General features: G+C 72.3%; 21 protein-coding genes and 1 pseudogene. 9 read left to right on the plus strand and 13 right to left on the minus strand.

Going from position 1 to position 24,541, the window contains the following annotated elements; translation table 11 throughout:
• Positions 1 to 43: 43 nt before the first annotated feature.
• Positions 44 to 640 (plus strand): TetR/AcrR family transcriptional regulator, encoded by a 597-nt coding sequence (locus IPZ69_RS02935; RefSeq protein WP_235452044.1) that lies wholly within the window; start codon positions 44 to 46, stop codon positions 638 to 640.
• 64 nt (positions 641 to 704) lie between these two features.
• Positions 705 to 1,046 (plus strand): VOC family protein, encoded by a 342-nt coding sequence (locus IPZ69_RS02940; protein ID WP_235452045.1) that lies wholly within the window; start codon positions 705 to 707, stop codon positions 1,044 to 1,046.
• Here IPZ69_RS02940 and IPZ69_RS02945 read toward each other — a convergent pair.
• From IPZ69_RS02945 to IPZ69_RS02955, 3 genes are all read right to left on the minus strand, one after another.
• Entirely contained in the window at positions 1,012 to 2,160 is a 1,149-nt protein-coding gene (locus IPZ69_RS02945; protein WP_235452046.1) for a glycosyltransferase family 4 protein, read from the minus strand. The genes IPZ69_RS02940 and IPZ69_RS02945 overlap by 35 nt on opposite strands.
• Positions 2,161 to 2,259: 99 nt before the next feature.
• Positions 2,260 to 3,552 (minus strand): nucleotide sugar dehydrogenase, encoded by a 1,293-nt coding sequence (locus IPZ69_RS02950; RefSeq protein ID WP_235452047.1) that lies wholly within the window; start codon positions 3,550 to 3,552, stop codon positions 2,260 to 2,262.
• Positions 3,553 to 3,634: 82 nt separating this feature from the next.
• Positions 3,635 to 5,089 (minus strand): glycosyltransferase family 4 protein, encoded by a 1,455-nt coding sequence (locus tag IPZ69_RS02955; RefSeq protein ID WP_235452048.1) that lies wholly within the window; start codon positions 5,087 to 5,089, stop codon positions 3,635 to 3,637.
• Positions 5,090 to 5,208: 119 nt separating this feature from the next.
• Between IPZ69_RS02955 and wecB the strand changes: the two genes are divergently transcribed.
• The 4 genes from wecB to IPZ69_RS02975 are packed head-to-tail and all read left to right on the plus strand — an operon-like array spanning position 5,209 to position 11,000.
• The gene (gene wecB, locus IPZ69_RS02960) at positions 5,209 to 6,312 is read left to right on the plus strand and encodes a non-hydrolyzing UDP-N-acetylglucosamine 2-epimerase (protein ID WP_235452049.1); all 1,104 of its coding nucleotides are present in this window, start codon (positions 5,209 to 5,211) and stop codon (positions 6,310 to 6,312) included.
• Positions 6,305 to 6,976 (plus strand): class I SAM-dependent methyltransferase, encoded by a 672-nt coding sequence (locus tag IPZ69_RS02965; RefSeq protein ID WP_235452050.1) that lies wholly within the window; start codon positions 6,305 to 6,307, stop codon positions 6,974 to 6,976. The genes wecB and IPZ69_RS02965 overlap by 8 nt, the downstream gene beginning before the upstream one ends.
• Positions 6,976 to 8,784 (plus strand): hypothetical protein, encoded by a 1,809-nt coding sequence (locus tag IPZ69_RS02970; RefSeq protein WP_235452051.1) that lies wholly within the window; start codon positions 6,976 to 6,978, stop codon positions 8,782 to 8,784. The genes IPZ69_RS02965 and IPZ69_RS02970 overlap by 1 nt, the downstream gene beginning before the upstream one ends.
• Positions 8,781 to 11,000: a glycosyltransferase gene (locus tag IPZ69_RS02975; RefSeq protein ID WP_235452052.1), complete on the plus strand. Its 2,220-nt coding sequence runs from the start codon at positions 8,781 to 8,783 to the stop codon at positions 10,998 to 11,000. The genes IPZ69_RS02970 and IPZ69_RS02975 overlap by 4 nt, the downstream gene beginning before the upstream one ends.
• Here IPZ69_RS02975 and IPZ69_RS02980 read toward each other — a convergent pair.
• The 8 genes from IPZ69_RS02980 to tkt form a co-directional block, all read right to left on the minus strand.
• Positions 10,970 to 11,635 (minus strand): TetR/AcrR family transcriptional regulator, encoded by a 666-nt coding sequence (locus IPZ69_RS02980; RefSeq protein WP_235452053.1) that lies wholly within the window; start codon positions 11,633 to 11,635, stop codon positions 10,970 to 10,972. The genes IPZ69_RS02975 and IPZ69_RS02980 overlap by 31 nt on opposite strands.
• Before the next feature lie 406 nt (positions 11,636 to 12,041).
• A complete protein-coding gene (locus tag IPZ69_RS02985) occupies positions 12,042 to 12,635 on the minus strand; it encodes a histidine phosphatase family protein (RefSeq protein ID WP_235452054.1) in 594 nt (197 codons plus the stop codon).
• Positions 12,636 to 12,639: 4 nt separating this feature from the next.
• Complete coding sequence (gene gnd, locus IPZ69_RS02990) at positions 12,640 to 13,518, minus strand: phosphogluconate dehydrogenase (NAD(+)-dependent, decarboxylating) (RefSeq protein ID WP_235452055.1); 879 nt, start codon at positions 13,516 to 13,518, stop codon at positions 12,640 to 12,642.
• A 7-nt stretch (positions 13,519 to 13,525) separates the two neighbouring features.
• Positions 13,526 to 15,175, minus strand: a complete 1,650-nt coding sequence (pgi, locus tag IPZ69_RS02995; RefSeq protein WP_235452175.1) for a glucose-6-phosphate isomerase — start codon at positions 15,173 to 15,175, stop codon at positions 13,526 to 13,528.
• 13 nt (positions 15,176 to 15,188) lie between these two features.
• On the minus strand, positions 15,189 to 16,115 hold the full coding sequence (gene opcA / locus IPZ69_RS03000) for a glucose-6-phosphate dehydrogenase assembly protein OpcA (RefSeq protein WP_235452056.1): 927 nt from the start codon (positions 16,113 to 16,115) through the stop codon (positions 15,189 to 15,191).
• The gene (gene zwf / locus IPZ69_RS03005) at positions 16,112 to 17,698 is read right to left on the minus strand and encodes a glucose-6-phosphate dehydrogenase (protein ID WP_235452057.1); all 1,587 of its coding nucleotides are present in this window, start codon (positions 17,696 to 17,698) and stop codon (positions 16,112 to 16,114) included. The genes opcA and zwf overlap by 4 nt, the downstream gene beginning before the upstream one ends.
• Positions 17,698 to 18,840: a transaldolase gene (tal, locus tag IPZ69_RS03010; protein WP_235452058.1), complete on the minus strand. Its 1,143-nt coding sequence runs from the start codon at positions 18,838 to 18,840 to the stop codon at positions 17,698 to 17,700. The genes zwf and tal overlap by 1 nt, the downstream gene beginning before the upstream one ends.
• Before the next feature lie 19 nt (positions 18,841 to 18,859).
• Positions 18,860 to 20,953, minus strand: a complete 2,094-nt coding sequence (gene tkt / locus IPZ69_RS03015) for a transketolase (RefSeq protein WP_235452059.1) — start codon at positions 20,951 to 20,953, stop codon at positions 18,860 to 18,862.
• Positions 20,954 to 21,098: 145 nt separating this feature from the next.
• Between tkt and IPZ69_RS03020 the strand changes: the two genes are divergently transcribed.
• Positions 21,099 to 21,998 (plus strand): helix-turn-helix domain-containing protein, encoded by a 900-nt coding sequence (locus tag IPZ69_RS03020; protein ID WP_235452060.1) that lies wholly within the window; start codon positions 21,099 to 21,101, stop codon positions 21,996 to 21,998.
• 12 nt (positions 21,999 to 22,010) lie between these two features.
• Here the strand turns inward: IPZ69_RS03020 and IPZ69_RS03025 are convergent, their stop codons facing one another.
• Positions 22,011 to 22,451 (minus strand): hypothetical protein, encoded by a 441-nt coding sequence (locus IPZ69_RS03025; RefSeq protein WP_235452061.1) that lies wholly within the window; start codon positions 22,449 to 22,451, stop codon positions 22,011 to 22,013.
• A gap of 133 nt (positions 22,452 to 22,584) precedes the next feature.
• Between IPZ69_RS03025 and IPZ69_RS03030 the strand changes: the two genes are divergently transcribed.
• Together IPZ69_RS03030 and IPZ69_RS03035 are read left to right on the plus strand one after the other, a co-directional pair.
• The gene (locus tag IPZ69_RS03030; RefSeq protein ID WP_235452062.1) at positions 22,585 to 23,091 is read left to right on the plus strand and encodes a SigE family RNA polymerase sigma factor; all 507 of its coding nucleotides are present in this window, start codon (positions 22,585 to 22,587) and stop codon (positions 23,089 to 23,091) included.
• Between the two features lie 107 nt (positions 23,092 to 23,198).
• Positions 23,199 to 24,434, plus strand: coding sequence for a hypothetical protein (locus IPZ69_RS03035; RefSeq protein WP_235452063.1), 1,236 nt, complete (start codon positions 23,199 to 23,201; stop codon positions 24,432 to 24,434).
• Here the strand turns inward: IPZ69_RS03035 and IPZ69_RS47335 are convergent.
• Positions 24,431 to 24,538: pseudogene (locus IPZ69_RS47335) on the minus strand (carbohydrate-binding protein); the annotation flags it as partial. The gene IPZ69_RS03035 and the pseudogene IPZ69_RS47335 overlap by 4 nt on opposite strands.
• Between the last annotated feature and the right edge of the window lie 3 nt (positions 24,539 to 24,541).

Raw genomic sequence — 24,541 nt, forward strand, 5'->3', positions numbered from 1 at the left:
TAGAGTGGGCGCGGATCCACGCACGGCACGCCGGGAGGTCGGGATGGCACAGGCCCAGCGGGGGCCGCGCGAGCGGATGGTCTTCAGCGCGGCCCAGCTCATCCGGCGCGACGGGGTCACCGCGACCGGCATGCGCGAGGTCGCCGCCCACGCCGGGGCCCCGCGCGGATCGCTCCAGCACTACTTCCCGGGCGGCAAGGAACAGCTGGTCAACGAGGCCGTGGGCTGGGCGGGCCGGTACGCGGGCAAGCGGATCGCGCGGTTCCTGGCCGCCCTGGACGAGCCGTCGCCGAGCGGGTTGTTCGCGGCGATGGCGCGGCAGTGGACCGACGAGTACGAGACGTCCGGCTTCGACTCCGGCTGCCCGGTCGCCGCGGCCACCGTGGACTGCGCCGCCACGGGGGCCGCGACACGGCAGGCGGCGGCCGCCGCGTTCGCGACCTGGCGCGCACCGCTCGCCGAGGCACTGACGGACATGGGGGTGCCCGTCGCACGGGCCGCGTCGCTCGCCACGCTGATGATCAGCACCCTGGAGGGCGCGATCCTGATGGCCCGCGCCGAACGGGACGTACGCCCCCTGACGACCGTCGTCCGCGAACTCCGGCCGCTCCTCGATGCCGCCGTGGACCCGTCCGCGTGAGGCGCGGCGGCACCGGCCGGAGTCGGTGCTTGTCCCCGGCCCCGCACCGCACTAGCCTCCGCGCGTGATCAATGGCGCACATGTGGTGCTGTACAGCGGTGACGCGGAGGCGGACCGGGCGTTCCTGCGGGACGTACTCGGGTGGACGCACGTCGACGCCGGGCACGGATGGCTGATCTTCAAGGCGCCGCCCACCGAGGTGGCCTGCCACCCGGCGGACGGCGAGCCGTCGCACGAACTGATGCTGATGTGCGACGACCTCGACGCGACCACCGCCGAACTCCGGGACAAGGGCGTGGAGTTCACCCGGCCGGTGGAGGAGGCGCGGTGGGGCCGGGTGACCGGCTTCCGGCTGCCGGGCGGCGGTGAGCTCAGCCTCTACGAGCCCCGTCACCCGCTACCGTGACCCCGGCCGACTCCTCCTTGACCCACCCTTCCAGCAGGTCCACGAACTCCGCCGAACGGTCCTGCCAGTCGAAGGCGCTCAGGGCGGCCTCGCGGCCGAGTCGGGCGGTGCGCAGCCGCAGCTCGGTGTCGGCGGCCAGCCGCCGTACCGCCTCCGCCGCCGCCCGCGGGTCCTCGTAGGGCACCACGAGACCGCAGTCGTACCGCTCCACCAGCTCCGCCGCCAGCGGGGTCGGCGTGGTGACCACGGGGACGCCGTGGGCCATGTACTCGACGACCTTGGTGGGCCGCGAGTGGCGGTAGTTGGGCTGGTCGTGCAGCAGGGACAGGCCGGCGAGCGCGCCCGAAAGCCGTTGCAGGGCACGGTCGTTGGGCAGGAAGCCGTGCCAGCGCAGCACCCCGTCCCGGTCGGCCCTGGCGAGGATGTGCCGGACGTCGGGGTCGGCCGCGCCGATCACCTCGACGCGGACGGCCGGCGCCAGCAGCCGTGCCGTGGCGATCAGGTCGAGCGCACCGCGCGCCCGGGACAGATGACCCAGGTAGACGACCCGGTCGGCGCCCGGCGGGGCGGGCGGGTCGGCCGGTGCGGTGGCGAAGTTGGGGACGACGGGGTGGACGCGGCGGAACCGGGCCTGGTAGGCGTCCTCGGCGAGCAGCAGCCGCAGATGCCGCTCCGCGAGCCGCTCCGCCGCCCGCACCGCCGCGCGCAGCGGCGGCCGCAGCGCCTTGGGCAGCCAGGCCTTCATGGTGAGCGCGGCGGCGGTGTCCTCGTGGACGTCCCAGACGGTCACGGGGGCCGCACCGGCGCGCCGCCAGCGGCGCACGGCGCCGGGGAGCGCCAGCAGCAGCTCCGGATCGTGCAGCAGCACCACGTCCACCTCGGCGCCGCGCTCGGTCAGCAGGGCGCGGGCCGAGCGCAGGGCCGCGCGCCGGTCGCGGCCGGCCGCGCGGGGGAGGTCCACGCCCTCCAGGTACGGGCGGGGGACCACCTCGCGGGCCGAGAACGGGGCCGCGTACACCACTTGGTGGCCCCGTTCCCGCAGCGCGGCGATCTCCCGGTGCAGGATGCGCGCGTCCTCGGGATGGTGGACGACGGTGACGACGAGTATCCGCATCAGAGCACCTTTCAACTCCGCGCGAAACAACCGCGATGGGCGACGGGGGCGGCCGACCGGAGGCCGGCCGCCTGGAGCGTGGCCGACTGGGGGAGTGGGCTACAGGACCTCGACGCCGGGCCGGAAGATCCGTCCCCGGGTGTCGAACAGCAGCCGCGCCGCGTCGGCCAGGGCGGGCAGGTCGTAGGCGGAGTGGTCCTGGAGCAGGATGGTCAGTTCGTGCTCGCGTACCGCCGTCATCAGGTCGGGGACGCGGGGCACGTTGACCCCGTCGACCGACCACAGCGGTACGTGCGGATCGTGGAAGGAGATGTCCGCCTCCCGTTCCCGCAGCAGCCGCGCCACCGGCACGGCCGGGCTCTCGCGCTGGTCGGCAACGTCCGGCTTGTAGGTGACGCCGAGCAGCAGCACCCGCGAACCGTGCAGCGGACGTTCGGCCGTGTTCAGGAGGTCCTGGGCGCGGCGCACCACGTACTCGGGCATCCGCCGGTTGATCTCCTGGGCCAGCTCGACGAACCGGAACTCGTAACCCAGTGACGAACGCACCTTGTACGAGAGGTAGTTGGGGTCGATGGGAATGCAGTGCCCGCCCACCCCGGGGCTCGGCCGGAAGGCCTGGAAGCCGAAGGGCTTGGTGCTCGCGCAGCGGATCGCGTCCCACACGTCGACGTGCAGTTCGCGGCTGATGATGGCCAGCTCGTTGACCAGCGCGATGTTCACGTGCCGATAGGTGTTCTCCAGGAGCTTGGCCATCTCGGCCTCGCGGGTGCCCTTCGCCTGGACGACCGTCTCGATGAACTTGCCGTAGAAGGCCACCGCGCGCACCGCGCACGACGGGGTGCAGCCGCCGACCACCTTGGGGGTCTCGCGCAGCCCGTGCTGGGTGTTGCCGGGATCGATCCGTTCGGGTGAGAAGGCGAGCGCGAAGTCCTCGCCGACCCGCAGTCCGGACTCCTCCAGCAGCGGGCGGAGGATCTCCTCGGTGGTGCCGGGGTAGGTGGTCGATTCCAGCACCACCAGGTGCCCACGGCGCAGCCGGCCCGCCACCGCGCGGGCGGCCGAGGTCACCGCGCCCAGATCGGGCCCGCCGTCCTCGCCCAGCGGGGTCGGCACGCAGATCACCACGGTCTGCGCCCGGGCCAGACAGGCGTCGTCGGTATGGGCGGTGAAGCCGGCCTCCCGCATCCGGCGGACGTCGTCGTCGCTGACGTCGTCGACGTGGGAGTGTCCGGCGTTGAGACCCGCGACCACGCGCGGATCCCGGTCCAGTCCCACGACTCTCAGACCGACCGACACGGCTTCCCGTGCCAGCGGCAGTCCGACGTAGCCGAGCCCGATCACCGCGAGTTCGACACCGTCGGTCGGTTTCTCGTCCCCGAGCTCTGCACTCATGTCCCCGAGTGGTTCGGCCTGTTCGACCTGCATAGGGATTCACCCGGCCTTCACGGCTGGATTGGGTTGTGTGCACGGGACCTCAGAGGCATCCCAGAGCTCGATACGCCTCTCGGGTCGTCCGTGCGACCCGGTCCCAGGTGCGTTCCCGCGCGACCAGCGCGCGAGCGGCGGCTCCGTATTCGAGCCGCCGCTTTTGACTGTAGAGCAATATTTCGAGGGCATCTGCCCAAGCAAGTGGTGATTCGGTAGGAATTAGCTGCCCGTTAACTCCCGGTTCGACGAGTTCTCGCATCGCGGTGAGATCACTTGCGGCCACGGGGAGACCGCTCGCCATCGCTTCGACGGGCTTGAGAGGGGTCACCAGATGGCAGACGCGCTCGTCGGTGCGCGGCACCGCGAACACATCCAACACGGCGTGGAAATCCCGCACTTGGGCGTGCGGGACGCGGCCGGTGAACAGGGCGACGCGGTCGTCCAGCAGGCCGAGCCGGGCGGCCTGCCGCTCCAGCGCCGCGCGCTCCGGTCCCTCGCCGACGATCAGCAACCGCAGCGGGATTTTTCGCCGGCGCAGCTCGGCACCCGCATGGAGCAATGTGCCGATGCCCTCGTGCGGGGTGAGGCTGCTGACCGTGCCGACGACGAACTCGTCCGGGGCGATGCCCAAGCGGGCCCGCACCGGTGCCCCGTCCGGCGGCGGCGCAAGGAACATCTCGTCCACGGCGTTGGGCACGATCAGGACCCGCTCCTCGGGCACCCCGCGGCCCACGATCTCGGCCTTCATCGCGGCGCCCAGCGTCAGCACCAGGTCGGCCTCGCGCATGCAGTGCGTCTCCAGGGCGCGCCGCATCCGGTACACGGAGTCCTGCGGACCGCGTCCCGGCCGCTGGGTCAGCCAGGTCTCCTCCAAAAAGCCCCGCACCTCGTACACCACCGGCAGCCGGTAGGACTCCCGCAGGGCCAGGGCCACCCGGCCGTTGCCGTGGTCGGTCGCCGCGTGCAGCACGGCCGGCCGCAGCCGCTCCACCAGCCGGCCCGCCAACTCGGCGTTGCGGTTCAGCAGCGGGCCCTGTCCGTAGGGCAGCCAGGCCGGCAGCAGTCGGTGCTGCGGCACCTCGCCCACCGTCTGCAGCGCACTGGCGTCCAGCACCCCCTGCGCCACCGGGAACCCGATCCGCGTCACGACGTGCGGATCCAGGCCGGCCGCCCGCTGCGCCTCGGCGAGCTTCTGCGTGCGCACGGTGTAGCCGGCGTGCTTGAACGGCAGCGAATTGGTCACCACATGGAGCACCCGGCCAGGGACCGGCCGGACCGGCCGTCCGGCGGGGGCCGTCACCCGAACGGCGGACGGAGTGGCCACCGGTCCGGCCGACCGTGCCCGGCCGGACAGCCACCGCTCGACGGGCCGCGCCGGGCGCCGCACCGGTGCCGGCAGCAGCCGCACACCGAGCAGCGCGGCCCGGGCGGGGTCGTGGCGCAACTCGCCCCAGGCCACCGAAGCGGCCAGACTGACAGCGCGGGGGATACGACGGGACATGCCGCCACGGTAGGCCGACGGAGCGCGCGACGCGGTGCCGAACGCCCGGCGGCACCCCGAAGGGCCGAGCACGAACGGGCTCTGCACATCCGCTCGGGCGCCCCGGAGGCGGAGCGCTCATGGGAGGCAACGACATGAACGGCCGCGTACTCCATGTGGTCGGCACCCGGCCCAACTTCGTGAAGGCCGCGCCGGTGGTCGCCGCGCTCGGGGTGGCCGGCTGCGACCAGGTCCTCGTCCACACCGGCCAGCACTACGACGCCCGGATGTCGGACGTGTTCTTCCGTCAGCTGGGACTGCCCGAGCCGGACACCGACCTCGGCGTCGGCTCCGGCAGCCACGCCCGGCAGACCGCCGACCTGCTGGTGGCGCTGGAGGCCGAGCTGACCGCCCGCGCCCCGGCCCTCGTCGTCGTGTACGGCGACGTCAACTCCACGCTGGCCGCGGCCCTGGTCGCCGCCAAGCTGGGCGTCCCGGTCGCGCACGTGGAGGCGGGCCTGCGCAGCTTCGACATGACGATGCCGGAGGAGGTCAACCGGCGTCTGGTCGACCAGCTGGCCGAGCTGCTGTTCGTCACCAGCCCGGAGGCCGTCGGCCATCTCGCCCGCGAGGGCGCCGACCTGGACCGGGTGCACTTCGTCGGCAACCCGATGATCGACACCCTGCTCACCCATCTGGACCTGTTCGACCCGGCCGCCGCGCGGGCCGCGTACGGGCTGCCCGACCGCTACGGCGTGGTCACCCTGCACCGCCCCGCCAACGTCGACGATCCCGAGGCCGCCCACGTCGCCGCCCGCGCGCTGACCGAGGCGGCCCGCCATCTCGACCTCGCCGTCCCGCTGCATCCGCGCGGGCAGGCGGCGCTGCGCGCGGCCGGCCTGGACGGCGCGCCCGGCGTCCACCTGCTCGAACCGCTCGGCTACGTCGAGTTCATGAGCCTGGTGCGGGGCGCGGCCGCCGTGATCACCGACTCGGGCGGGGTGCAGGAGGAGACCACCGTGCTCGGTGTGCCCTGCCTGACCCTGCGCACCACGACCGAACGCCCCGTCACCGTCACCCACGGCACCAACCGCCTCGTGACGCACGCCGAACTCGTGCCCGCCCTGCGCAAGGCGCTCGACGGCGGGGCGGCGGCGTCGGCCGAGGGGCCGCCGCTGTGGGACGGCAGGGCGGGCACCCGGATCGCCCGCGTGGTCACCCAGTGGCTGGAGCACCATGACTGACCGCACCGACATCCCCCTGGACCTCGGCACGGACCCGGATCCCCCCGAGGACACGTACTGGGACATCCGCCACCGGGAGCAGGACGACCTGGCCTCCGGCGGTCACATCAGCCTGGACCGCGCGGGCAACGAGCTCTTCTACGGCCTGCGGCTCGGCGCCCTGCTCACCCTCATCGGCGACCTCAACAGCACGATCGCCCCGCTGTTCGTGCTCGACGCGGGCTGCGGCAAGGGCCACTTCGCCCGGGCCCTCGCCCGCTGCGGCCACCGCGTCGACGCCTTCGACGCGAGCCGGGAGGCCATCGAGCGGGCCCGCGCCGCGGCCGGCGGCCCGCGCTACACCGAGGCCCGGCTCGACACCTGGCGCAGCCCCTGGCCGTACGACGTCGTGCTCTGCGTCGACGTCCTCTTCCACGTCCTCGACGACGCGGAGTGGGCGGCGGGCCTGCGCAACCTGGCCTCCCTGGTCCGGGTCACCGGCCGGCTGATCGTCACCGACGAGGACGTCCGCGTACCCCGACCGCGGGGCGACTACATCGTGCACCGGCCCACCGCCGCCTACCGCGCCGAACTCGAACCCCTCGGGCTGCGGCACACCGAGTTCCGGCCGTACGGCTTCCGGGAGAACGAAGTCGGCTTCCACGTCTTCACGAGGACCCGCTGATGCGCCTGACCGATCTGCTCCACCCGCACCTGGACGGCGTCACCACGGTCGTCGACGCCACCGGCCACGGCCTGCGCCTGGACCCCTACCTCCATCTCCCCGACGGCGTCGCCCTGCGCGACGACGCCGAACGGCCGGTCGGCGAGGGCGAACTGGTGCTCCTGTCGTACGGCCCCGACCCCGCCCTGCACGGCACCGAGGACGACTGCCTCGCCGTACTGGAACGCCTGCGGCCCGGCGCGCGCGGCCTGCTGCTCCTCGGACACCCCGAGCCGCCCTACCACCGGCTGCTGGACGCCCTGGTGACGCACGGCTGCCAGGTGCTGCGCGCCGCCCCGCTCGACTACACGCACCTGCACGCGGGCGCCGTGTTCGCCCGCACCGGCGGGGACGAACTCCTGCCCCCGCACGACTGGTTCGGCCGTGCCGTGCCCTCGGACGGTTTCGCCACCGCCCTCAGGATCGCCGACGAGTACGTGTTCGCCGACCTCGTCTCGCGTTCCCTGCGCGCCCGGGTGCTCGACCTGGAGCGCCGCGCCGAGGAGGCCGAGCGCGCCCGGGACGCGGCCCGCGCGGACGGGCTCGCCGACCGGCTGGCCGCCGCCGTCCGCGAGCGGGAGCAGCTGGCCTCCGCCCTGCGCGGCGCCCGGGAGCGGGTCGACGTGCTGAAGGCACGCGTCGCCATGCTGGAGGGCTCGACCTCGCTGCGGGTCGGGCGGGCGCTGGTCTCGGCCGCCCGGTCGCCGCGGCGCGGAGCGGCGCGCCTGCCACGGGAGTTGTACGGGATGTGGCGCGGGCGGACCGTGAAGAAGGTCGCGCCGACGGCCCGCCCGGCGGCCGACAACGCCGCGCCCGCGGCCGCCGACGACCGCCTCTACCTCGTCCACCGCGCGTTCTCCTGCGCGCCCCGCGACCGGCTGGTGATCGCCGGAGTGCTCACCGACGCCACCGCCGAGGACTTCGCGGCGGACGCCGTCGTCAACCGCCTGCTGCCGCACGACGGCGGTGTGCTCGTACGGCGCACCGACCCGGACGCCGTGGTGGTGCAGCTGAGCGCCTGCACCGGAACGGGGCCCTGGTCGCTCGCGGGCAGCGGCCTCGCCCCCGATCTGGACCGCCGCATGGCCGAACTCCTCACCGAGGCACGGGCCCTGGGCCGGGCCACCGTCCTGTGGCGGGACGCCCCGCCGGCCTCCGCCCCCGGTCTCGCCCAGTTCACCTGGGAGGCCGTCCTCGACACGGACACCGGCGTCCGGCTCTCCCGGCTCGACCCGGCCGCACAAGGCAAGGAACGGCTCCGAGAGGTCTTCCAGTGGGACAGCACCCGGGTCCGGCTCGCCGAGCTGGCGCGGCTGGTCGGCGCCCCCGACCCGCTGGACGAACGCCGGGTCGCGGTGCTGGCCGCCCCGCGCGACCGCACCGACCGGGCCCGGCTCGTCGCGCAGGTCCTCGGCCAGGACCACCGGCCCGCCGAAGTGCTCGTACCGGACCCGGAAGGCCTGGAGGAACTCGACGCCGCCGGGGTCACCGTGCGCACCGGAGCGCCCACCGTCGCCTGGGTCGCCGACTGGAGCGACCCCGACGAGGACCGCCCGGACACCCTGCTGCTGGACCTGATGTGCGCCCAGGAGTACTCGGGCGCCGACGCGCTGGGGCACGCGCCCGGCGGCGAGGACTTCACCTTCGTACCGGCCCTGCGGCGTCCGCTGCTGGTGCGCCGGTCCCTGCACCGGGCCGGTGCGCCACCCGAGGCGTGGTGCGGCCAGGGGTACCGACTGTTCGCCGTGCGCGGGAAGGAGCCGTCATGAGCCGTGTGGTGCGCGCCCTGGTCTACGGCGACGTGGACCTCAACCTCATCGACGGCTCCGCCGTCTGGGCCCAGTCGACGGTGCAGGCGCTGTCGCTGGCCGGGTGCACGACCCGGCTGGTGCTCAAGGCCCCCGTCCGCACCGGGCGGCTGATCGATCCGTTGGCCGGGCTGCCCGGCGTGACGGTGGTACGGCCGCACGAGGAACGGCTGGTCGACGGGCAGCGCGGCCAGACCCTGTCCCCGGTGCAGGCCTCGCAACTGCTGGCCCGGCTGGACCGGGAGGAGCCCTGCGACCTGCTCGTGCTGCGCGGCCGCAGACTGGTCTCCCGGGTCGTCGCCGACGGCCACTTCCACGGGCGGATCTGGGCCTACCTCACCGACATCCCGCAGTCCGCCGCCGCCATGACCGAGGAGGCCCGCGCGGAACTCGTCCGGATCGCCGCCGCCTCCCGGCAACTCCTGTGCCAGACCGAGGAACTGCGCGGCCACCTGGAGGCGTGGGTGCCGCAGGCCTGCGGCCGCAGCGTGCTCTGCCCGCCCGCCGTACCCGAGCCCGGCTTCCCGACTCCGGAGCGCACCCGGCCGCACGACCCGCTGCGGCTGGTGTACACCGGCAAGTTCGCACCGCTGTGGAACACCCTGCCCATGACCCGGCTGCCGGCCCTGCTGGCCGAACGGGGCGTGCACGCCGAACTCCACACCGTCGGCGACAAGATCCACGACGACTCCGCCCACCCCGGCTTCCGTGAGGCGATGTACCGGGCGCTGCACGGCGACACCCCCGGCGTCCGACACCACGGCGGACAGTCCCGCGAGGAGGCCATGCGCATCGCCGCCGACTGCGACGTCGGTCTCGGCTGGCGCGACAGCCTCCTCGACGCCAGCCTCGAACTGTCCACCAAGGTCCTGGAGTTCGGTGCGCTCGGCCTGCCCGTCGTGCTCAACCGCACCCCCGCCCACGAGACGCTGCTCGGCTCCGACTACCCGCTGTTCGTCCGGGGCCGCGCCGAACTCGCCGACGCCGCCGAGGCGGTGGCCCGCGCCGCCCGCGAACCCGAGGCCCGGCGCCTGGCGGCCGACCGCTGCCGGGAGGCCGCCGGCCGGTACACGCTCCGGGCCGCCGCGACCCGTTGGCGCGCCCACCTCGACCACGCCTTCCCGGCGGCGCCGCCCGCCGTGACCGCCCGGACGCGCCCGCTGCGGGTCGGCGTCGCGGGCCACGACCTGAAGTTCCTCACCCGCCTCCTGGACCACTTCCGTGCCCTGCCCGGACTCGACGTGCGCGTCGACGCCTGGCCCGCGCTCGCCCGGCACGACCCGGCCGCGAGCCGTGCGCTCGCCGACTGGGCGGACGTGGTGGTCGTCGAGTGGTGCGGTCCGGCCGCCGTCTGGTACAGCCGCCACAAGCGGCGCGGCAGCCGGCTCGTGATCCGGCTGCACCGCTTCGAGCTGGACGCCGAGTGGCCCCGGCAGGTCGAGATCGACGCCGTCGACCGGGTGGTGTGCGTCAGCCCGTACTACGCCCGCCGCACCCTGGAGCACACCGGCTGGCCCGAGTCCAAGGTCGTGGTCGTCCCGAACTGGGTGGACACCGACCAGCTCGACCGGCCCAAGGCGCCCGGCGCCCGCTTCCGGCTCGGCATGATCGGCATCGCGCCCAGCCGCAAGCGCCTCGACCTCGGTCTCGACGTCCTGCAGCGGCTGCGGGCCCGCGACCCGCGCTGGCACCTCTCGGTCAAGTCCAAGCCGCCGTGGGAGTACTGGTGGATCTGGAACAAGCCCGAGGAACGCAGGCACTACGACGCGATCCTGCGCCGTATGCAGACGTCCCCGCTGCTCGAAGGGGCCGTCGTCTTCGACGACTTCGGCGCCGACGTGCCGGCCTGGCTGCGGCGGATCGGGCACGTCCTGTCCACCAGCGACGACGAGAGCTTCCACCTCGCCCCGGCCGAGGGCATGGCCTCGGGCGCCGTACCGGCACTGCTGCCCTGGCCGGGGGCGGACGAGATCTACGACCGCCGCTGGATCCACGACGACCCGGAGGCGATGGCGGAGGCGATCCACGGCCTCGGTGAGCCGGAGCCCTGGCGGGCCGCCTCGGAGCTGGCCCGCGACCAGGTACGGGAGTCGTACTCCCTGGACAGGGTGGCGGCGGCCTGGACCGACCTGCTGGTGAGCGGCGCTCAGCCCGCCGCGCGCTCCGCCGTGAGGTAGGCGATCACCATGTCGCCCAGCATGGCGCGGTCGTGCTCGCGCTGCGCGGGCACGACCGGGGTCCGGGCGAACAGCGCGCCGAAGGTGTGCCGGCCGGCGATCCGGAAGTAGCAGAACGAGCTGATCATCGCGTGCAGGTCGACGGCGTCCACCTCGGCCGTGAACCGGCCCGCCGCCCGGCCCGCGGCGAGTGCGTTCCGCAGCGCGTCGAGGGCGGGCGAGCCGATCGTCCCGAGCTTCGCCGCGGCGGCGAGGTGGCCGGCCGCGTGGGCGCTGCCGATGCCGACCAGCCGGAGGAAGTCCGGGTGCCGCTCGTGGTGGTCGAAGGTGAGCTCGGCCAGCCGGCGCACGGCCGCGACCGGGTCCAGGTGCGCGACGTCCAGGTCCCGCTCGGCGTGGTGGATCGCGCGGTACGCCCGCTCCAGGACGGCCGTGTACAGCTGCTCCTTGCCGCCGAAGTAGTAGTAGATCATCCGCTTCGTGGTACGGGTGCGGGCGGCGATCTCGTCGACGCGGGCACCGTCGTATCCGGACCGGGCGAACTCCTGGGTCGCCACGTCGAGGATCTCGGCCCGGGTACGGGCGCCGTCACGGCTCCGCCCGCTCGGTCGTGCCGGTCGGTCGACGGTGGTCATCGGTTTCCTTCGGGCCTGGAGCGCACTCTGCGCCGGACCGGGAGACTACCCCGCCGGGGGCTGGATGGCGACGGTTCCCGCTGGGGGTGTGCGGGGGGTGTTGTTGCCGGTGTGTGGTGGCTTGGGGCTGGTGGTGTGCGGCGACCCCCACCGCCGGTATGCGAAGGCTGCCCGCTGCCGGTGTGCGACGGCCCGCAGCTGTCGGTGTACGGCGACCCCCGCTGCCGGTCTGCGACAGCCCGCATCTGCTGCTGTGCGGCGACCCCCACTGCCGGTGTTTGACGGCTCACGGCCCCTGGTATCCGACGGCTGCCCACTACCCGTGCGTGACAGCCCGCGGCCGTCGGTGTGCCGCGGCCGCCCGTCGCTGGTGTGCGGTGGGCGGCCGGGGCTTTCGTGTGGGGTGTCAGGGGCTGGTGTTCCACTGTGCGATCACGGGTCGTCCGTGTTCCGTCGACAGGCGGCTGAGTGTGCCCGTCGCCAGCTGGAACAGGCTGCCGTCCGCGGGGGACAGGCCCAGGCGGCGGGCGGCCAGCACGCGTAGGAAGTGGGCGTGGGCCACGAGGATCACGTCGCCGGGGCCGGTGGCCAGGGCGGCGTCCACTCGGGCCAGCACCCGGTCGGCCCGCTCGCCCACCACGGCAGGTGACTCGCCGGGATGCCCCGCGGGGCCCGGCGGCACGCCGTCCAGCCACAGGTTCCAGCCGGGCCGGGTGCGGTGGATGTCGACGGTGGTGACGCCCTCGTAGCCGCCGTAGTCCCACTCGTGCAGGTCGGGCTCGGGTTCGGCCCCGGTGATGCCGGCCAGCTCGGCGGTGCGTATCGCGCGGTCCAGGGGGCTGGTGAGCGCGAGGACGAAGGTCCGGCCGGACAGGAGCGGAGCGAGGGATTTGGCCTGTTCCTCGCCGTCGTGGGTCAGGGGCAGGTCGGTCCAGCTGGTGTGCCGGCCCGACACGCTCCACTCCGTCTCGCCGTGGCGGACCAGCAGCAGGTCCCCCATGGCGTTACTCCTTCGACTCGACGGCGTGGCCGCCGAACTGGTTGCGCAGGGCCGCGATCATCTTCATCTGCGGGGAGTCGTCCTGCCGGGAGGCGAACCGCGCGAAGAGGGAGGAGGTGATCGCCGGGAGCGGCACCGCGTGGTCGATGGCCGCCTCGACGGTCCAGCGGCCCTCGCCGGAGTCCTCCGCGAACCCGCGCAGCTTGTTCAGGTGCTCGTCCTCGTCGAGGGCGTTGACCGCGAGGTCGAGCAGCCAGGAGCGGATGACCGTGCCCTGCTGCCAGGAGCGGTACACCTCGCGGACGTTGTCCACCGACCGGACCTTCTCCAGGAGCTCCCAGCCCTCGGCGTAGGCCTGCATCATGGCGTACTCGATGCCGTTGTGGACCATCTTGGAGAAGTGCCCGGCGCCGACCTTGCCCGCGTGGACGAAGCCGTACGGGCCCTCCGGCTTGAGCGCCTCGAAGATCGGCTGGAGCCGGTCGACGTGCAGCTTGTCGCCGCCGACCATCAGCGCGTAGCCGTTCTCCAGGCCCCACACGCCGCCGGAGACGCCCGCGTCGACGAAGCCGATGCCCTTGATGCCGAGTTCGGCGGCGTGCTTCTCGTCGTCCGTCCAGCGGGAGTTGCCGCCGTCGACGACCGTGTCCCCGTCGTCGAGCAGGTCCTTGAGTTCGTCGATGACGGACTGGGTGGCGTGCCCGGCCGGGACCATCACCCAGACCGTGCGCGGGGCATCCAGCTTCCCGACCAGTTCGGCGAGGTCCTTGACGTCCGAGACATCGGGATTGCGGTCGTAACCGACGACGGTGTGGCCCGCGCGGCGGATCCGCTCGCGCATGTTGCCGCCCATCTTGCCGAGACCGACGAGTCCGAGCTGCATGATCAGTTCACTTCCCAAATGTGCGGTAGGCGGCGACGAGATTGCTGGTGGACGGGTCGAGACCGGGCACGTCCGCGCCCTCGGTGAGGGCGGGCTCCACGCGCTTGGCGAGGACCTTGCCCAGCTCCACGCCCCACTGGTCGAAGGAGTCGATGTTCCAGACGGCGCCCTGTACGAACACCTTGTGCTCGTACAGCGCGATCAGCTGGCCGAGAACCGACGGGGTCAGCTCGCGGGCCAGGACGGTCGTCGTGGGGTGGTTGCCCCGGAAGGTGCGGTGCGGTACCTGCTCCTCGGCCACCCCCTCGGCGCGCACCTCGTCGGCGGTCTTGCCGAAGGCGAGCGCCTGCGTCTGGGCGAAGAAGTTGGCCATCAACAGGTCGTGCTGGGCACGGAGTTCCCCGCTCAGCTCGGCCACCGGCCGGGCGAAGCCGATGAAGTCCGCCGGGATCAGCTTCGTCCCCTGGTGGATGAGCTGGTAGTAGGCGTGCTGCCCGTTGGTGCCGGGCGTGCCCCACACCACGGGACCGGTCTGCCACTCCACCGGATCGCCGTCCCGGTCCACCGACTTGCCGTTGGACTCCATGTCCAGCTGCTGCAAGTAGGCGGTGAACTTGGACAGATAGTGGGAGTACGGCAGCACCGCGTGCGACTGGGCGTCGAAGAAGTCGATGTACCAGATGCCCAACAGACCCAGGATCAGCGGGGCGTTGGACTCCGCCGGGGCGTTCAGGAAGTGCTCGTCGACGAGCCGGAAGCCGTCGAGCATCTCCCGGAACCGCTCCGGGCCGATCGCGATCATCAGGGACAGGCCGATCGCCGAGTCGTAGGAGTACCGGCCGCCGACCCAGTCCCAGAACTCGAACATGTTGGCCGTGTCGATGCCGAAGTCCGCCACCTTCTCGGCGTTCGTCGACAGGGCCACGAAGTGCTTGGCCACCGCCTTCTCGTCGCCGTCCAGGCCGGCCAGCAGCCAGGACCGCGCCGAGGTGGCGTTGGTGATCGTCTCGATGGTGGTGAAGGTCTTGGACGCGACGACGAACAGCGTCTCCGCCGGGTCCAGGTCCCGCACCGCCTCGTGCAGGTCGGCGCCGTCCACGTTCGACACGAAACGGAACGTCAACTCCCGTGCCGTGTAGGGGCGCAGCACCTCGTACGCCATCGCCGGGCCGAGGTCGGAGCCGCCGATGCCGATGTTGACGACGTTCCTGATGCGCCGGCCGGTGTGACCGGTCCACTCGCCCGAGCGGACCCGGCGAGCGAAGTCGGCCATCTTGTCCAGGACGGCGTGCACGGCCGGGACGATGTTCTCGCGGTTCTCACCGTCGACCTCCACCACCGCCTCGCGCGGCGCGCGCAGCGCGGTGTGCAGCACGGCCCGGTTCTCGGTGAGGTTGATCCTCTCGCCGCGGAACATGGCGTCGCGCAGGCCGAACACGTCGGTGGCGGCGGCCAGTTCCCGCAGCAGGGCCAGGGTCTCGTCGGTGATCAGGTGCTTGCTGTAGTCGATCAGCAGGTCGCCGACCCGGACGACATAGCGGTCGGCGCGCCCCGGGTCCGCGGCGAACAGCTCCCGCAGCGAGGCCTGCCCCCGGCCGCGGTGGTCGGCGAGCGCCGTCCACTCGGGCCGCCGGTTGAGCTTCGGGTGATCCGACAGTGCGTCAGACATGTCAGGAGTTCTCCTTGATACCGTCGCCGCGCAGGGCGATGGCGTACATCTCGTCGGCGTCGAGGCGGCGCAGTTCCTCGGCGATGAGCTCGGAGGTGGCGCGGACCTTCAGGGCGAGGGTGCGCGGCGGCTGGCCCGGCAGGGTCAGCGTGGCCAGGGGCCCTTCGGGGCGGTCGATGAGGATCTCGCCGTTGTCGGTGCCCAGGCGCACGGCCGTGACGACCGGCCCGGGGGTGACCACCCGCTGGACCGGGACCCGCAGGCGGACCTCCAGCCAGCGCGCGAGGAGTTCGGCGCTCGGGTTCTCGGCCTCGCTCTCCACGGCGGCCGAGATGATCTTCGTGCGGGCCTGGTCCAGGGCGGCGGCCAGCATCGACCGCCACGGGGTCAGCCGGGTCCAGGCGAGGTCGGTGTCGCCGGGCGCGTAGGAGCGGACGCGGGTCTCCAGGGTGTCGAGGGGGTGCTCGACGGCGTACATGTCGGTGATCCGGCGCTGGGCGAGCGCGCCCAGCGGGTCCTTCGCGGGGTTCTCGGGGGCGTCCACCGGCCACCACACGACGACCGGGGCGTCCGGCAGCAGCAGCGGCAGGACGACCGAGTCGGCGTGCTCGGACACCTCGCCGAAGGTCCGCAGGATCACCGTCTCGCCGGTGCCCGCCTCGGAGCCGACGCGGACCTCCGCGTCCAGGCGGGACCGGGTGCGGTCGCGCGGGGTCCGCGCGTGCCGCTTGATGACGACCAGGGTGCGCGAGGGGTGCTCGCGCGAGGCGTCCTCGGCCGCCTTGACCGAGTCGTAGGCGTTCTCCTCGTCCGTGACGATGACCATCGTCAGGACCATGCCCACGGCCGGGGTTCCGATGGCGCGCCGGCCCTGTACCAGCGCCTTGTTGATCTTGCTTGCCGTGGTGTCGGTCAGGTCGATCTTCATGGCCTGCGCCAGCTCCGTCCGTCTCGTGCGAGCATCTCGTCGGCTTCCTCGGGTCCCCAGCTGCCCGACGCGTACTGCGCCGGCCTGCCGTGTGTGGCCCAGTACTCCTCGATCGGGTCGAGGATCTTCCAGGACTCTTCCACTTCCTGGTGGCGGGGGAACAGGTTCGCGTCGCCCAGCAGTACGTCCAGGATGAGTCGCTCGTACGCCTCGGGGCTGGACTCCGTGAACGACTCGCCGTAGGCGAAGTCCATCGTCACGTCCCGGATCTCCATCGAGGTGCCCGGCACCTTCGAGCCGAACCGCACGGTCATGCCCTCGTCCGGCTGGACGCGGATGACGATCGCGTTCTGGCCGAGTTCCTCGGTGGCCGTGGAGTCGAAGGGGGAGTGCGGGGCCCGCTGGAAGACCACCGCGATCTCGGTGACCCGGCGGCCCAGCCGCTTGCCGGTGCGCAGGTAGAAGGGGACGCCCGCCCAGCGGCGGTTGTCGATCTCCAGCTTGACGGCCGCGTAGGTGTCGGTCTTCGACCGCGGGTCGATGCCGTCCTCTTGCAGGTAACCGATGACCTTCTCGCCGCCCTGCCAGCCGCCGGCGTACTGCCCGCGCACGGTGTGGCCGCCGAGGTCCTCGGGCAGCCGCACCGACTTGAGCACCTTCAGCTTCTCGGTGAGCAGCGCCTCCGCGTCGAAGGCGATGGGCTCCTCCATGGCGGTGAGCGCCATCAGTTGGAGCAGGTGGTTCTGGATGACGTCGCGGGCTGCGCCGATGCCGTCGTAGTAGCCGGCCCGGCCGCCGATGCCGATGTCCTCGGCCATCGTGATCTGCACGTGGTCGACGTAACTGCGGTTCCAGATCGGCTCGTACATCTGGTTGGCGAAGCGGAGCGCCAGTATGTTCTGGACGGTCTCCTTGCCGAGGTAGTGGTCGATGCGGAACACCTGGTCCGGGTCGAACACGTCGTGCACCACGGCGTTCAACTCACGGGCGCTGGCCAGGTCGTGGCCGAACGGCTTCTCGATGACCGCCCGCCGCCAGGAGCCCTCCGGCGCATTCGCCAGGCCGTGCTTCTTCAGCTGCCGCACGACCTTGGGGAAGAACTTCGGCGGTACGGACAGGTAGAAGGCGAAGTTGCCGCCGGTGCCCCGGGAGGAGTCCAGCTCCTCGACGGCCTCGCGCAGCTGCTTGAACGCGGTGTCGTCGTCGAAGTCGCCGGGGATGAACCGCATGCCCTCGGCGAGCTGCTGCCAGACCTCCTCGCGGAACGGGGTGCGCGCGTGCTCGCGCACCGCGTCGTGCACCTCCTGCGCGAAGTCCTGGTCCTCCCAGTCCCGGCGGGCGAAGCCCACCAGCGAGAAGCCCGGCGGCAACAGACCGCGGTTGGCCAGGTCGTAGACGGCCGGCATCAGCTTCTTGCGGGACAGGTCGCCGGTCACCCCGAAGATGACCAGTCCGGACGGGCCCGCGACGCGCGGCAGCCGACGGTCGCGCGCGTCGCGCAGCGGGTTCGTCCACGCGGTCCCCGGGATGACGGGCACCCGCACCTTGGCCGGTGCCGACTCCTGGTCGGAAGTGGTGCTCATTACGCTGCTACCCCCTTGCTGTTCAGGGACTTCGTCACGGCGTTCAGCAGGTCCTGCCAGGCCACCTCGAACTTGGCGACGCCCTCGACCTCCAGCCGCTGGACGACCTCGGCGTAGGAGATGCCGAGCTGCTCGACGGCGTCGAGGTCCGCGCGGGCCGCGGCGTAGCCGCCGGTCACCGTGTCGCCGGTGATGTCGCCGTGGTCGGCGGTGGCGTCGAGCGTGGCCTCGGGCATGGTGTTCACGGTGCCGGGCGCGACCAGTTCGTCCACGTACAGGGTGTCCTTGTACGCCGGGTCCTTCACGCCGGTCGACGCCCACAGCGGGCGCTGCCTGCGGGCGCCGGCCGCGGCGAGCGCGCTCCAGCGCTCACCGGCGAAGACCTCCTCGTAGGCCTGGTAGGCCAATCGGGCGTTCGCCAGCGCCGCCCGGCCCTTGAGGGCGAGTGCCGCGTCGGTGCCCAGGAGCGTCAGCCGCTTGTCGATCTCGGTGTCGACGCGGGAGACGAAGAAGGAGGCGACGGAGTGGATGGCGGACAGGTCCAGGCCCCGCTCCTTGGCCTTCTCCAGGCCGGCCAGATAGGCCTCCATGACCTCGCGGTAGCGCTCCAGCGAGAAGATCAGCGTGACGTTGACGCTGATGCCGAGGCCGATGACCTCGGTGATCGCCGGGAGACCGGCCTTCGTCGCCGGGATCTTGATCATCACGTTCGGGCGGTCCACCAGCCAGGCGAGCTGCTTGGCCTCGGCGACCGTCGCCCTCGTGTGGTGCGCCAGGCGCGGGTCGACCTCGATGGAGACCCGGCCGTCTTCGCCGTCGGAGGCGGTGAAGACGGAACGCAGCACATCGGCCGCCGCCCGCACGTCGGCGGTCGTCATCATCCGCACGGCCTCGTCGACCGTGACGCCCCGCACCGCCAGCTCGGCCAGCTGCTCCTCGTAGCCCTCGCCGGAGCCTATGGCGGCCTGGAAGATGGACGGGTTGGTGGTGACGCCGACGACGTTCCTCGTGGCGACGAGTTCGGCGAGGTTGCCGGACTCGATCCGCCCCCGCGACAGGTCGTCGAGCCAGATCGAGACGCCCTCGTCGGCGAGGCGTCCCAGCGCTCCCGCGGTCGCGGTTGCTTCGGTCACTGTGATCATCTTCTTTCTGGCGATCGGATCAACCGCGGGCGGCGGCGAGGCCCGTAGTTGAGTCAAGTGCAGCCCGGGCCGCGGCGGCGACGTTCTCGGCGGTGAAACCGAACTCGGCGAACAGGGTCCGGGCGTCGGCGGAGGCGCCGAAGTGTTCGAGGGAGACGATGCGTCCCGCGTCACCGACGTAGCGGTACCAGGTCAGGCCGATGCCGGCCTCGACCGCGACCCGTGCCCTGACCGACGGCGGCAGCACTCGCTCGCGGTAGGCCCGCGGCTGCTCCTCGAACCACTCGACGGACGGCATCGACACCACACGGGTGCCGATCCCCTCGGCCTGGAGCAACTCGCGAGCGCCGACCGCCAGGCGCACCTCGGAACCGGTGGCGACGATGATCACCTCCGGGGTCTCGGTGGCGGACTCGCGCAGCACATAGCCGCCCTTGGCCGCGTCCGGGTTCGGCGCGTACGTCGGCACGCCCTGGCGGGTCAGCGCGAGCCCGTGCGGGGCCGGGTGGGTGGCGTGCCTCTTCAGGATCTCGGCCCAGGCCACCGCGGTCTCGTTGGCGTCCGCCGGGCGGACGACGTTCAGCCCCGGGATGGCGCGCAGCGAGGCCAGGTGCTCGACGGGCTGGTGGGTGGGGCCGTCCTCGCCGAGACCGATGGAGTCGTGCGTCCACACATAGGTCACCGGCAGCTGCATGAGCGCCGACATCCGTACGGCGTTGCGCATGTAGTCGGAGAAGACCAGGAACGTGCCGCCGTAGACGCGGGTGTTGCCGTGCAGGGCGATGCCGTTCATCTCCGCGGCCATCGAGAACTCGCGGATACCGAAGTGGATCGTACGGCCGTACGGGTCGGCCTCGGGCAGCGGATTGCCCTTCGGCAGGAAGGACGACGTCGCGTCGATGGTCGTGTTGTTCGAACCGGCCAGGTCGGCGGAGCCGCCCCACAGCTCGGGGACGACGGCGCCGAGCGACTGGAGCACCTTGCCGGAGGCGGCGCGCGTGGCGACCGACTTGCCCTCCTCGAAGACCGGCAGGGCCTCCTCCCAGCCCTCGGGCAGCCGGCCGGCCACGATCCGGTCGAACAGCTCGGCCCGCTCCGGCTGGGCTCCGCGCCACTTGTCGAGCCGCTTGTCCCAGGCGGCGTGCGCCTCGGCGCCGCGGTCGAGGGCCTCGCGGGCGTGGGCGAGGACGTCGGCGTCGACCTGGAAGGACCGCTCGGGATCGAAGCCGAGGACGCGCTTGGTGGCGGCGATCTCGTCCGCGCCGAGCGCCGATCCGTGGGAGGCCTCGGTGTTCCGCGCGTTCGGGGCGGGCCAGGCGATGATCGTGCGCATCGCGATGATCGAGGGGCGCCCGGTCTCGGCCCGCGCCGCCTGGAGGGCCGCGTACAGGGCGTGGACGTCGACGTCACCGTCCCGCGTCGGCTCGATCCGCCGGGTGTGCCAGCCGTAGGCCTCGTACCGCTTCAGCACGTCCTCGGAGAACGCCGTCGCGGTGTCGCCCTCGATGGAGATGTGGTTGTCGTCGTAGAGGAGGACGAGGTTGCCGAGCCGCTGGTGGCCGGCGAGGGAGGAGGCCTCGGCGGAGACACCCTCCTCCAGGTCGCCGTCGGAGACGATCGCCCAGACGGTGTGGTCGAAGGGGGAGGTGCCCTCGGGGGCCTCGGGGTCGAACAGGCCGCGTTCGTAGCGGGCGGCCATCGCCATGCCGACGGCGTTCGCGACACCCTGGCCGAGCGGGCCGGTGGTGGTCTCCACGCCCGCGGTGTGTCCGTACTCGGGGTGACCGGGGGTCTTGGAGCCGTGCGTGCGGAACGCCTTCAGGTCGTCCAGTCCCAGCTCGTACCCGGCCAGGAAGAGCTGGGTGTAGAGGGTCAGCGAGGTGTGTCCGGGGGACAGCACGAAGCGGTCACGGCCGGTCCACTCCGGATCGGCCGGGTCATGGCGCATCACCTTCTGAAAGATCGTGTACGCGGCGGGCGCCAGGCTCATCGCGGTGCCGGGGTGGCCGTTCCCGACCTGCTGGACGGCATCGGCCGCCAGGAGGCGGGCGGTGTCGACGGCACGCCGGTCGAGGTCGGTCCACTCGAAGCCGTCCGTTGTCTGCGTACTCATCTTCAAGAAGTCCTCGATCGAAGCGCGGTATCTGGCTGGACGCGTTCAAAACTAAAAGTCTGACTTTTTGGAGGGAAGGTCGGGGTGTGTCAGCCTGTGGTGAAAGTGGGACACCGGCGGTACGACAGGGCGGCACGAGAAGGACATGACGGACAGAGCACCCCGCGGCGAGGGCGACGGGGACGGGATCAGAACCTTCGCCTTCCCGGCCGACCTGAGCGTCTGCGGCGTCGGCATGCAGGTGGGCCCCATGGGCGCCGGCCGCACCTGGCACGTGGACGCGCCTCTCCATCGTGTCCACCGCATCGACTTCCACGTGGTCATGCTGTTCGACGACGGCCCGGTGCGCCACATGGTCGATTTCGCCGAGCACGAGGCGACGGCCGGCGACCTGCTGTGGATCCGCCCCGGACAGGTCCACCGTTTCTCGCGGACCAGCGAGTACCGCGGAACCGTGCTCACCATGCAGCCCGGTTTCCTGCCCCGCGCCACCGTGGAGGCCACCGGCCTCTACCGCTACGACCTGCCGCCCCTGCTGCACCCGGACGAGGCCCGGCTCGCCGGGCTGCGCGCGGCCCTCGCCCAGCTGCGACACGAGTACGAGGACACCACGACCCTCCCGCTCACCCTGCACACCGCCGTACTGCGCCACAGCCTGACGGCGTTTCTGCTGCGGCTGTCCCATCTGGCCGCCAGCTCCGCGGAGGCGGCCCGGCAGCAGGCCGACACGACGTTCACCCTGTTCCGCGACGCCGTGGAGAAGGGGTTCGCCGCCAACCACAGCGTCAGCGCCTACGCCGACGCGCTCGGCTACTCCCGCCGCACCCTCGTGCGCGCCGTCCGCACCGCCACCGGCGAGACCCCCAAGGGCTTCATCGACAAGCGCGTCGTCCTGGAGGCCAAGCGGCTGCTCGCCCACACCGACATGCCCGTCGGCCGGGTGGGCGCGGCGGTCGGCTTCCCCGACGCGGCGAACTTCTCGAAGTTCTTCCAGTTGCACACCGGGCAGACGCCGGTGACGTTCCGGGCGGAGCTGCGGCAGTGACCTGAGCTGTTGTCAGTAACCCATCGGGCGGTAGTACCCCAGCACCGCCGCCAGATGCGCGAACCACTGTCCCAGCAGCGCGCGCGGCTTCGCCGTCACGGCGCACTCGAAGATCCTGCCGTCGATGTGGACGACCGCCGTCATCAGGGCCTTGCCCGAGGGGCTCGCCTTGTAGTGGACGCTGCGGATCTCCTGCCAGGGGAACTCGGCGGTGAGGCCGTGGTCCTCGAACGTGACGCCGTCCACGTCGACCACGATCGAGTTGTGGCGGTCGACGGCCAGGAACTCCGGTCCCGTCGGCCCCGGTTGGGGCGGCACGGGCGGCTGGGGATGCTGGGGCGGCGCGTACTGCGGTGGAGCGGGGGCGTACTGCGGCTGGGCGGGGGAGTACTGCGGCGGCGGAGGGCCGAAACCCTGTGGCTGCTGGTGGCCGTACGGCTGCTGATGCGTCATGGGTCCCCCGGTCCCCCGTGCTTCGTCTTCTCCTACGGAACCTACCCCTCGGCCGTGAAACATTTCCGGGGGCCCGGCGCATCAGAGAAGTGAGACCGGTTCGGGCGGCCACGGCGACAGGGGGGAACCACGCATGAGACGGGTCCGGGCGGACGGCTACGCCGAGTTCGCGGCGGCGCGCGCCGGGCATCTCTACCGGTCCGCGTGTCTGCTCACCGCGGGTGACACGCATCTCGCGGAGGACCTGGTACAGGAGACGCTGGGGCGGCTGTACGTCCGGTGGGGGAGGGTGTCGCGGGTCGGAAATCCGGCCGGGTACGCGCAGACCGTCCTCACCCGGACCTTCCTCGCCCATCAGCGACGTCGCAGCAGCACCGAGCGGGCGACGGACGTACTGCCGGACGTGCCGTACTCCGCCGACGACACGTCCCTCAGGCTGACCCTGCTGCAGGCGCTCGCCCGGCTGCCCGCCAAGGACCGCGCCGTGGTCGTCCTGCGCTATTGGGAGGACCGCTCCATCGAGGAGACCGCCGACGCGATGAACGCCAGTTCGGCGGCCGTGCGGACGCGGTGCGTGCGGGCTCTCGCACGGCTGCGGGAACTGCTGGGCGAGGACCTCGCCGAGTACGCGCGACCCTGACGACTCCCCGCCCCTTCCAGCCAATTACCTCTCAGTACCTCTCATTTCCACTCATTGCCGTTCACTTCCTTCGCGTCACTTCAATCCCTGGGAAGCGGTGGTTCGCCATGTCCGTTGAACAGCACAACGACCCCTTCGAGGACCGGCTCTCCGGCGCCCTGCGCGAGACCGGTGGCGGCTTCGACACCGACCGGGCCGCGCTCGCCGCCGCCGGCCGGGTCCGCGGGCAGCGGCTTCGGCTGCGGCGCCGGGCCGCGGTCATGGGCGGGGCGGCCGGGCTCACGCTCATCGGCGTGGGCGGGGCGCTGCTCCTGCCGTCGAGCGCTTCCCGCGATCCGCAGCACTCCTCCGTGGCCGCGAAGCCGCAGCCCACCCGCACCACGGCTCCCGTCAGCGGTGACCAACTCATCCGCACGCTGGAGCATCTGCTGCCCAAGGGCAAGACCAGCGGCCAGGATGCGCGCGGCACGGACGAGTCACCGACGGCGGCGTACGCGAACCTCGTCTTCGACGACGGCAAGGGCGCGGGGGCCGTCGGTGTCAGCCTGGACCGGGTCGAGGCGGGCAGCGACCGGGCGCGTCAGACCACGACCTGCCCGGACAAGGCGTTCACCGCGTACGAGCACTGCGCCACCAGCCGGCTCCCCGACGGGTCCACGCTCATGCTCTTCAAGGGGTACGAGTATCCCGATCGCCGTGTGGACACGAAGTGGTGGAACGCGGAACTGGTTACCCCGGCGGGGCAGCACGTCTCCGTGAGCGAGTGGAACGCCGCCGCCGAGAAGGACGCGCCGGTCACCCGGGCCGAGCCGCCGCTGACCGAGGCCGAGCTGAAGAGGCTGGCCACGGCCGAAGCGTGGCGCGGATACATCGACTCGATCCCGCAGGACTCCGGCAAGCCGACCGCGGGTGCGATCCCTCCCCCCGCGATCGTCGGCGCCCGCACCACTCTCCTCGGGCTGCTGCCCAAGGGGCTGCACGTGGTGTCCAAGAGCGCCGACGACACCGACTTCGCCTACGCCGTCGTCGACGACGGCAAGGGCAAGAGCCTCGTCCAGGTCAATGTGCAGGCCGATATGCGGGATGTCGGCGACGACCTCTTCGGCACCGGCTCCGAGATCCTGGCGAACGGCACGCGGCTCGCCGTCCGCCAGGGTCCGGGCGAGAAGGGTGGGGAGGGAGTGGTGATGTGGACGGTCGACACCATGCGGTCCGACGGCCGGCGTGTCGTGATCAGCGCCTTGAACTCCGGCACTCAGCACGACGCCGCGACCCGCAAGACCCCCGCGCTCACCGTCGAGCAGCTCCGGGAGGTGGCCCTCAGCCCGAAGTGGGGTCGGTGACCGAAGTCGAACCAGTTCACGTTCACGCAGTCGGCCGACTGTCCGCTGGTGAACGTCAGATACACGTCATGGGTGCCGGTGACGGAGCCGATGTTCGCCGGTACGGC

Origin of the sequence: Streptomyces olivochromogenes (genome assembly GCF_021538895.1) — a bacterium.
GTDB classification, from domain to species: Bacteria; Actinomycetota; Actinomycetes; order Streptomycetales; family Streptomycetaceae; genus Streptomyces; species Streptomyces olivochromogenes_A.

What these genes read in the sequence shown, in the direction of transcription:
- IPZ69_RS02935 (WP_235452044.1), top strand. Translation starts at nt 44, where the DNA reads ATGGCACAGGCCCAGCGGGGGCCGCGCGAGCGGATGGTCTTCAGCGCG.
- IPZ69_RS02945 (WP_235452046.1), bottom strand. Translation starts at nt 2,160, where the DNA reads ATGCGGATACTCGTCGTCACCGTCGTCCACCATCCCGAGGACGCGCGC.
- IPZ69_RS02950 (WP_235452047.1), bottom strand. Translation starts at nt 3,552, where the DNA reads ATGAGTGCAGAGCTCGGGGACGAGAAACCGACCGACGGTGTCGAACTC.
- IPZ69_RS02955 (WP_235452048.1), bottom strand. Translation starts at nt 5,089, where the DNA reads ATGTCCCGTCGTATCCCCCGCGCTGTCAGTCTGGCCGCTTCGGTGGCC.
- wecB (WP_235452049.1), top strand. Translation starts at nt 5,209, where the DNA reads ATGGGAGGCAACGACATGAACGGCCGCGTACTCCATGTGGTCGGCACC.
- IPZ69_RS02965 (WP_235452050.1), top strand. Translation starts at nt 6,305, where the DNA reads ATGACTGACCGCACCGACATCCCCCTGGACCTCGGCACGGACCCGGAT.
- IPZ69_RS02970 (WP_235452051.1), top strand. Translation starts at nt 6,976, where the DNA reads ATGCGCCTGACCGATCTGCTCCACCCGCACCTGGACGGCGTCACCACG.
- IPZ69_RS02975 (WP_235452052.1), top strand. Translation starts at nt 8,781, where the DNA reads ATGAGCCGTGTGGTGCGCGCCCTGGTCTACGGCGACGTGGACCTCAAC.
- IPZ69_RS02980 (WP_235452053.1), bottom strand. Translation starts at nt 11,635, where the DNA reads ATGACCACCGTCGACCGACCGGCACGACCGAGCGGGCGGAGCCGTGAC.
- IPZ69_RS02985 (WP_235452054.1), bottom strand. Translation starts at nt 12,635, where the DNA reads ATGGGGGACCTGCTGCTGGTCCGCCACGGCGAGACGGAGTGGAGCGTG.
- gnd (WP_235452055.1), bottom strand. Translation starts at nt 13,518, where the DNA reads ATGCAGCTCGGACTCGTCGGTCTCGGCAAGATGGGCGGCAACATGCGC.
- opcA (WP_235452056.1), bottom strand. Translation starts at nt 16,115, where the DNA reads ATGAAGATCGACCTGACCGACACCACGGCAAGCAAGATCAACAAGGCG.
- zwf (WP_235452057.1), bottom strand. Translation starts at nt 17,698, where the DNA reads ATGAGCACCACTTCCGACCAGGAGTCGGCACCGGCCAAGGTGCGGGTG.
- tal (WP_235452058.1), bottom strand. Translation starts at nt 18,840, where the DNA reads ATGATCACAGTGACCGAAGCAACCGCGACCGCGGGAGCGCTGGGACGC.
- tkt (WP_235452059.1), bottom strand. Translation starts at nt 20,953, where the DNA reads ATGAGTACGCAGACAACGGACGGCTTCGAGTGGACCGACCTCGACCGG.
- IPZ69_RS03020 (WP_235452060.1), top strand. Translation starts at nt 21,099, where the DNA reads ATGACGGACAGAGCACCCCGCGGCGAGGGCGACGGGGACGGGATCAGA.
- IPZ69_RS03025 (WP_235452061.1), bottom strand. Translation starts at nt 22,451, where the DNA reads ATGACGCATCAGCAGCCGTACGGCCACCAGCAGCCACAGGGTTTCGGC.
- IPZ69_RS03030 (WP_235452062.1), top strand. Translation starts at nt 22,585, where the DNA reads ATGAGACGGGTCCGGGCGGACGGCTACGCCGAGTTCGCGGCGGCGCGC.
- IPZ69_RS03035 (WP_235452063.1), top strand. Translation starts at nt 23,199, where the DNA reads ATGTCCGTTGAACAGCACAACGACCCCTTCGAGGACCGGCTCTCCGGC.